The organism is Psychrobacter sp. UBA5136 (assembly GCF_002414005.1).
Lineage (GTDB): Bacteria > Pseudomonadota > Gammaproteobacteria > Pseudomonadales > Moraxellaceae > Psychrobacter.
This window is the reverse complement of sequence record NZ_DHYG01000006.1, coordinates 1-7,867: the sequence shown is the minus strand read 5'-3', so window position 1 is coordinate 7,867 and position 7,867 is coordinate 1. Positions and strand designations below refer to the sequence as shown.

Below are 7,867 nucleotides of genomic sequence, written 5' to 3'. Positions count from 1 at the left end.
TAATTGATGACACGCCCTAAGTTAATCGGTAAAAATCTTTTTTTGCCATTTAGATTGGCTTCTGCAAAGGTCGGTAAATACTCTTTATTAAAACCATAAGTCACGCTGACTTTCTTGTTGCTTTGACAAGTATAGTTGACTTGTCTTATTTTAACAGCAGTGTCATAGCTCTCGCTTGGCTCCATCACGTTGTCTGAGTACGCCATTGCAGAACCCGAACCCAACATCGCCATCATAATACCAGCTGATGATAGAGCGGCAGTTAACTTTTTCATAAATTACCTCAATGATTTAAGTAGAATGTTTATAGATAGGAAAATATAAATATGGACGCTAGTGGCGAACTGTTTTTAGTTAGTCTCATCATTCGCTCTTATTGACTTTGTCGTGATTTAAAAACTATCGTGTTTTAACGTGTTCTAAGAACTGTTATTCACGAGCCCTTATCTATGCAGCCATTATAAGCAAAATTTTTGTTGGCGCTGTTATAACTATGGGTGCACTTGTTGACCAAGGGTAAGACATTGTTGCGCATGGTGTAGGTGCTTCAATTCATAGATAAAAAAAGACCCTGCCCATCCGTTTATAACCGATGGCAAGGTCTTTTTGTCACTTAGACTATCAAATTTAAAAATCTGAGTAGCAGAAAAACAAGGCCAATCAGGTTTTTATATTGATATTAAGAAGGATGTACCATATCAGCAGGCGTGACCCACTCATCAAACTGCGCTTCAGTTAATAGCTCTAACTCAACGGCAACTTGCTTCAAGGTTTTGTTTTCTTTATAAGCAGTCTTGGCGATTTTCGCGGCATTTTCATAGCCAACATGACGGTTAAGCGCAGTCACTAGCATCAATGAGTTATGCAAGAAGTCATCGATTTTGTCTTTGACTGGCTCGATACCAACGGCACAATTTTCGTTAAAGCTATTGCATGCATCACCAAGTAGTTTGATTGATTGCAATAAGTTAAAGGCAATTACTGGCTTATAAACGTTGAGCTCAAAGTTACCTGACGCACCTGCCATGCTGATAGTGACATCGTTACCCATGACTTGAGCGACGACCATGGTCATTGCTTCTGACTGCGTTGGGTTTACTTTGCCCGGCATGATAGATGAGCCTGGCTCATTTTCAGGAATCGTCAATTCGCCTAAACCGCAGCGAGGACCTGAGGCTAACCAACGTACGTCGTTAGCGATTTTATTTAAGCTGCCTGCTAGTGTTTTGAGTGCGCCAGAAGCAAATACTTCGGCATCACGAGCGGCTAGTGCTTCAAATTTATTTGGTGAGGTGACAAATGGCAAGCCTGTTAATTCAGCCAATTTCTCAGCCGCTTTTACCGCATAATCAGGGTGGGCGTTTAGACCTGTACCAACCGCAGTGCCGCCTAGTGGCAACTCATACAGACCTTGCAGGGCGTTATCAATACGCGTTAATGCATGGTCAAGTTGGCTGACATAACCGCTAAATTCTTGACCTAGAGTCAAAGGCGTGGCGTCTTGCAAATGTGTACGACCAATTTTTACGATGTCGTCGAATTCTTTCGCTTTTTTGTCTAGCGTATCGCGAAGTGCTTTTACCGCTGGGATAAGCAGGCTGTTGATTTGACGCGCAGCAGCAACACGAATGGCGGTTGGGAAGCTATCGTTGGTAGACTGAGCATGGTTAACATGGTCATTTGGGTGAATCGGCGTGTAGCTGCCGCGCGCGTTCCCTGCGATTTCGTTGGCACGATTGGCCAATACTTCGTTCATGTTCATGTTTGACTGGGTGCCAGAACCGGTCTGCCATACAACCAATGGGAACTGATCCGTTAGACCACCGTTGATGATTTCGTCAGCCGCTTGCACGATTAAATCGCGCTTATCGCCTTCGATACGCTCAAGGCTCGCATTGGTAATCGCAGCGGCTTTTTTCACTAGTGCCATTGCTTCAATCATCGGACGTGGCAACGTCTCGCCACCGATTTTAAAGTTCTCGCGGCTACGCTGAGTTTGCGCACCCCAATAAGCCTCGCTTGGGACTTCCACGTTGCCCATGGTATCTTTTTCGGTACGAGTTGCCTGATTCTGTGTCGACATAACTACCCTCTTCGATGGTTTATTCAAAATGAATGGTGGTTCATAAAAAATGCAACAGCTGCTGCACATAAGATGTATACGCTGTAAAGTGCGGTTATGATAGCATGACTTATCACAAATTTCTCTAAGTCCGTGAGGCTAACTGATGTCTAAAAACACCAGCCAACAACAATCTGCTACTGTAGTATTTGATTCGATATCTCAATTATCAACCGATGACATTCGCTCTAAAAACGATGTCAAAACCGCTGATAGCTTAAGTAATCCGCCAAGACGGCAGTTTACCCGCCGGCGCCGTCAATTAACGGCTGGCGAACGTAGACAATATGCGCGCATGGCAAGTTTACATTTAATTAAACTGCAACAGCGCTTACCTCCGCATGCAAGGATCGGCTTATATTATGATGGCTTTGGTGAGCTGCCCACTCAGCCACTGTTGGACTGGATTATACGTTCGAATTATCAGCCGTATCTGCCAGTGGTTGGTTCGCTCGGTCGTGCTGATAAGGGTAATATTGATAAACGGCTGCGCTTTGTGCCCATTTATCATAAAAAATTATTAAATGTCCCGTCACGTATTCATAGCTTAGGGATGAAGCAAAACCATCATCGCAGGTTATATTGGGCGCGAGAGTTAGATGTGATTATCTGTCCGTTAGTCGCCGTAGATTTAAGCGGCAATCGTATGGGCATGGGTGGGGGTTTTTATGACACGACCCTTGGCAAAAGCCAGCAGGCAGGGTTAAAAAAACCATTAAAAATCGGCTGGTGTTACGACTTTCAAGTAGTTGAGCAGTTACAACGTCAAGCGTGGGATGTACCGTTAGATGGTTTGATAACACCAAGTGGCATGAGGTGGTTTAGACGAAATCAGATTAAAAATTCCAATGACAAAGCATCTAGCGCTGAGAATGTTGAGGAATATTTGCAAACATTAGGCAATGATGACGCTAGAGAGATACGTTACTATAGTCAAGAGCAATCCTTCAACTCTAATGAATTGGCAAGGGTGGTTAATGAGAAACGCTTAAATAAATTACTGGCCGACAGTGATGCTTTCTTGAATAGTTTAAGTGGTGAGATTAAAGATTTTGATGAGGGTGATAATAACGGTGGCAAATGAATGATAGCGAACAATTTGTAGGGTGTGCTCAGCGCACCAATAGCCGAGATTGACATCTTTTTCAGTGCGCTAGGCGCACCCTACGTGACTTTTATAAAAAATCACAAAAGGCGAATGATTATAAAGTCACTCGCCTTTTTTATGTCTACTACAAGAGTTTAGATTATTGATTAAAGCACCATCGCCGCAATCCAGCCAAATAGTAATAATGGAATATTATAATGGATAAAGGTTGGTACTACGCTATCTTTAATATGGTCATGCTGACCGTCAACGTTTAGACCAGAAGTTGGTCCAAGCGTCGAGTCTGACGCAGGCGAGCCCGCATCACCAAGCGCGCCAGCTGTTCCGATAATCGCGACTGTGGCGAGTGGTGAAAACCCTAGCGAAATACAGAGTGGCACATAAATCGCTGCCAAAATAGGAATGGTCGAAAACGATGAGCCAATCCCCATCGTTACAATCAAACCAATGAGTAGCATAATAAATGCTGCCATCGCTTTATTACCAGCAAACAACGACGCTGCGCCATCGACCAACGGCTGAATTTGCTCGGTCGCTTTCATGACTTCGGCAAAGCCTTGCGCGGTAATCATGATAAAGCCAATCATTGCCATCAGCTTGATACCATCATTAAACACGGTATCAGCATCGCGCCACTTAACCACGCCCGTTGCCATAAAGACGCCAAAGCCAAACATCGAGCCAAGTAATAACGAATCCGTATAAAGCTGAACCACAAACGCCGTCACAATAGCAATCAGCGCGACAACGGTTTTCACCTTACTTTGCGTTTGTGCATCGGCGGCTGTTTTGCTTAAAGCGTCTTTTTCTACGACGGCATTGCGAGCTTCTTTATCGATGGCCAACTGCTGATACTGACGCGGCTTTCGGTAACTGATAAATACTGCCACGAGCAAACCCACAAACATACCCAGCGCTGGAATCGCCATCGCGTGCGTGACCGAAATATTCGATACATCAATACCGGCTTCACCAACGTTTTTTAGCATGATTTGATTGAGATAAATATCACCAAAACCGTAAGGGATAAACATATACGTGGTGACAAGACCAAAGGTAATCAAACAAGCAATCAGACGTCTATCGATGTGCATGCGGTTAAAGGCAAGCAATAAAGGCGGCACGAGGAGTGGAATAAAGGCGATATGAATGGGGATTAAATTTTGGCTAAAGCAGCTCATGGTAACGAGCCCTGCAAACAGCATATATTTAATCATGCCACCTGCCCCTATACCTGCGCCGCGCGCATCAATGCGCTTAATGACTGCGCCCGCCAAAGATTGCGGCAAGCCCGAATGCGCAATCGCTACTGCAAAAGCACCCAATAAGGCATAAGACAGCGCGATTTGCGCGCCATTACGGATACCTTCTTGAAAGGCATTTAAGGTATCGGTCATGCCAAGACCCGCAATCAGCCCACCTGCCAGCGCCCCGATTAATAAACTGAGTACCACGTGTACCCGCGCTAAAGACAGCCCTAGCATGATGACTACCGCTAGTAGCACCGCATTGATGGTCATATTCTCGCCCCTTACCCTGTTTTTACCCTGTGTTTTTGCTCTGTATTTTTGACCCGCTATTGACACGCTATCGACATGCTATTGTCACTTTGCTGGCCTATTTATTTCGCCCTAGCGTTTTAACTCACCTTTTAATTCATACCGTCGCTGTTTGAACGCAGCGGTTAAGACGCGCGTCAGTTTACCTGATTTTGCTCAAAAAACCCACGCGCAGAACCTGGCAGACATATAAGGAAATGCAAATAAAGATGCAATATTCTTCGTACGATTGCTCATAGAGCCTTGCAATTTTGTCTAGCAGCACCATTTATCTAAACATGAACCACTAACTTGACTTTACAAGTCTGGTGAACGAGGAAGAATATATGAGTGAACATAAAATTGCCCAAGACAATATCGACATCGATGTCGACGTTTCATCTAACGTTTCTGATGATAATGAGCTAAATACCTCATCTGACGATACATTAGAAAACGAGTCGGCGGCTGAAACTATTAAAGTCGATGCTGAAAACGTTAAGGCTAAAGATGGCGAAGAAAACTATCTGCCGCTACTAGCATTGCGCGATGTGGTTGTTTATCCGCATATGCAAATTGCCCTATTTGTCGGTCGTGCGCCCTCGGTAAAAGCCGTTGAATTGGCACAGACTGAATATGGCAATAAAGTATTGGTCGTGGCGCAAAAAGACTCGCTAACCGAAGACATTGATCAAGATAACTTGTATCAGTACGGAACTGTGTGCCGTATCGTCAGCACCATGCCGCATGATAGCGATGAGAATTGCATCAAAGTCTTGATCGAAGGTCAATACCGTGCGCGCGTCGATAGCATTGAAAATCACGACGAGCTATTGATGGCAGGCTTTACACGTGCTGATCTCGACGTCACTATGGACGAGAGCCAGCAAAAAAATACCATTCAAGCCTTAACGACATTGTTTGAAGGCTATGCCGATGCGCGTCTGCGTAATGCCCGTGAGCTAACCCGCGTGGCAAAACGTATCGATGATTTGCTTGAGCTGGTGTATTTTATCTCAACCCGCGTGTCGATGGATCTTGATGTTAAGCAGTCATTCTTAGAAAAAGATGATATCAAAGCCCACATCAATACGTTAACTGAGTATCTCGTTAAACAAAGCGCTGAGCAAAATATCGAACAAGATATCCAAGATGCCGTGCGTCAGCAAATGGAAGACAATCAGCGCGAGTATTTCTTAAACGAGAAAATGAAAGCCATCAAAAACGAGCTGTCAGATATGAACAACGGCGCGTTCGATGCCGAAGATGACGTGGCTGAGCTCGAGCAGCGCCTAGAAGATGCTGATTTGCCAGAAGATGTGCGTAAAAAAGCTGAGCAAGAGCTGAAAAAACTTAAAATGATGCCGCCTGCCTCATCAGAATCGTCAGTGGTGCGCAACTATATTGAATGGATTTTGGATACGCCGTGGAATGCAACAACCAAAGTCTCTATCAATTTAGACAAAGCCAAAACCGTCTTAGACGAAGACCATTACGGCTTACAAGATGTGAAAGATCGCATCTTAGAATATCTCGCCGTACAGTCACGAGTAAAAAAACTGCGCGGTCCGATTCTTTGTTTAGTTGGTCCTCCGGGTGTTGGTAAAACTTCATTGGGTGAGTCGATTGCGCGTGCTACTGGCCGTAAATTTGTGCGAATGGCGCTTGGCGGCGTCCGTGATGAAGCAGAAATCCGTGGTCATCGCCGTACTTATATCGGTGCGATGCCGGGTAAAATCGTGCAGTCATTGGCGAAAGTCGAAGTCAAAAACCCGCTATTTTTATTGGATGAAATCGATAAAATGGCGCAAGACTTCCGCGGTGATCCAGCATCAGCCTTGCTTGAAGTGCTAGATCCATCGCAGAACGATACCTTTAACGACCATTATTTGGATATGGACTTAGATTTATCGCAAGTAATGTTTATCTGTACCGCCAACAGCATGGACATTCCACCAGCGCTACTTGACCGTATGGAAGTGATTCGCCTGCCGGGTTATACCGAAGAAGAAAAGGTCAATATCGCGCAAAAATATCTCGTGCCAAAAGCCATTAAGAATAATGGTCTTAAAGAAGGTGAAATTGAGATTGTTGAAGCGGCATTGCACAGCATCGTACGTAGCTATACGCGTGAAGCGGGTGTGCGTAACCTTGAGCGTGAAGTCAATAAAATCTGCCGTAAAGTGGTACGCGGCTCGGTTGAAACGCATGGCGCTCGTGCTCCGAAAAAAGCAGAGCGTGAGCTGGTAGTGGTCGATGACAAAAATATCGATGACTATCTGGGCGTGCATCAATACGATTATGGTCTGGCTGAAGAAGAGCCCGAAATCGGCCGTGTGACTGGTCTTGCTTGGACACAAGTTGGCGGTGAGCTATTAACCATCGAAGCGGTGGCGATGAAGGGTAAAGGCGAGCTGAGCTTTACAGGTTCTCTTGGCGATGTGATGAAAGAGTCGATTCGCGCTGCCATGAGCGTCGTCCGCGCTCGCAGTGATAGCTTAGGTATCGATTACGAGACCTTTAAGACGACTGATGTCCACGTGCACATGCCAGAAGGGGCGACACCAAAAGACGGACCATCGGCTGGTGGTGCGCTAACCACAGCGCTGGTCTCTGCCTTGACGGGTATTGCCATTCGTCCAGATATCGCGATGACAGGTGAGATTACCTTACGCGGTAAAATCCTTCGTATCGGCGGTCTCAAAGAGAAACTACTTGCCGCGCATCGCGGTGGTATCAAGCATGTCTTGATTCCAGAGAGTAACGAGCGCGACTTGGCTGATATTCCTGATAACGTCAAAGCTGGCTTGACCATTCAACCAGTGGCGACAATTGATGAGATATTAAAAGTAGCGTTAGTCAGTATGCCAACGCCGCTAAAACCTGCAAAGGTCACGGTTGATAAAACCTCAAGCAAGGCGCTACATAACTAATCTAAAAAGTTACTAATCCAGTCTTACAAATTAAAGAGCCGCTCATCGTCATAATGGGCGGTTTTTTTTGGTAAAAATAAAAAACAATCTCTCTAAAACCCTATGTTATACCAATCCCAACAATTAAAGTTGCGCCCAAGTACGAGTAGTTAAAGACCGAATCCTC

At 45.1% G+C, this 7,867-nt stretch carries 5 protein-coding genes; 2 read left to right on the top strand and 3 right to left on the bottom strand.

All coding sequences use genetic code 11. The features are described 5' to 3' along the window. Together B4240_RS00780 and fumC are read right to left on the bottom strand one after the other, a co-directional pair. Window positions 1-275, bottom strand: a 275-nt coding sequence (locus B4240_RS00780; protein ID WP_422662634.1) for a DUF7606 domain-containing protein, incomplete at its 3' end; no start/stop codon positions are given. 404 nt (window positions 276-679) lie between these two features. Next, window positions 680-2,083: a class II fumarate hydratase gene (fumC, locus tag B4240_RS00775; protein ID WP_296236294.1), complete on the bottom strand. Its 1,404-nt coding sequence runs from the start codon at window positions 2,081-2,083 to the stop codon at window positions 680-682. A gap of 145 nt (window positions 2,084-2,228) precedes the next feature. Here fumC and B4240_RS00770 point away from each other — a divergent pair, with 145 nt between their 5' ends. After that, the gene (locus B4240_RS00770) at window positions 2,229-3,206 is read left to right on the top strand and encodes a 5-formyltetrahydrofolate cyclo-ligase (protein WP_296236293.1); all 978 of its coding nucleotides are present in this window, start codon (window positions 2,229-2,231) and stop codon (window positions 3,204-3,206) included. Between the two features lie 170 nt (window positions 3,207-3,376). On the opposite strand, the gene B4240_RS00765 is transcribed toward B4240_RS00770, so the two are convergent. Next, window positions 3,377-4,750, bottom strand: a complete 1,374-nt coding sequence (locus B4240_RS00765; RefSeq protein ID WP_296236292.1) for a Na+/H+ antiporter family protein — start codon at window positions 4,748-4,750, stop codon at window positions 3,377-3,379. Between the two features lie 494 nt (window positions 4,751-5,244). On the opposite strand from B4240_RS00765, the gene lon reads away from it, so the two are divergent. Next, entirely contained in the window at window positions 5,245-7,701 is a 2,457-nt protein-coding gene (gene lon, locus B4240_RS00760; RefSeq protein WP_414707060.1) for an endopeptidase La, read from the top strand. Window positions 7,702-7,867: the final 166 nt, after the last annotated feature.

Bases quoted from the DNA above. Each gene is read 5' to 3' on its own strand.
- B4240_RS00765 (WP_296236292.1), bottom strand. From the start codon at position 4,750: ATGACCATCAATGCGGTGCTACTAGCGGTAGTCATCATGCTAGGGCTG.
- fumC (WP_296236294.1), bottom strand. From the start codon at position 2,083: ATGTCGACACAGAATCAGGCAACTCGTACCGAAAAAGATACCATGGGC.
- B4240_RS00770 (WP_296236293.1), top strand. From the start codon at position 2,229: ATGTCTAAAAACACCAGCCAACAACAATCTGCTACTGTAGTATTTGAT.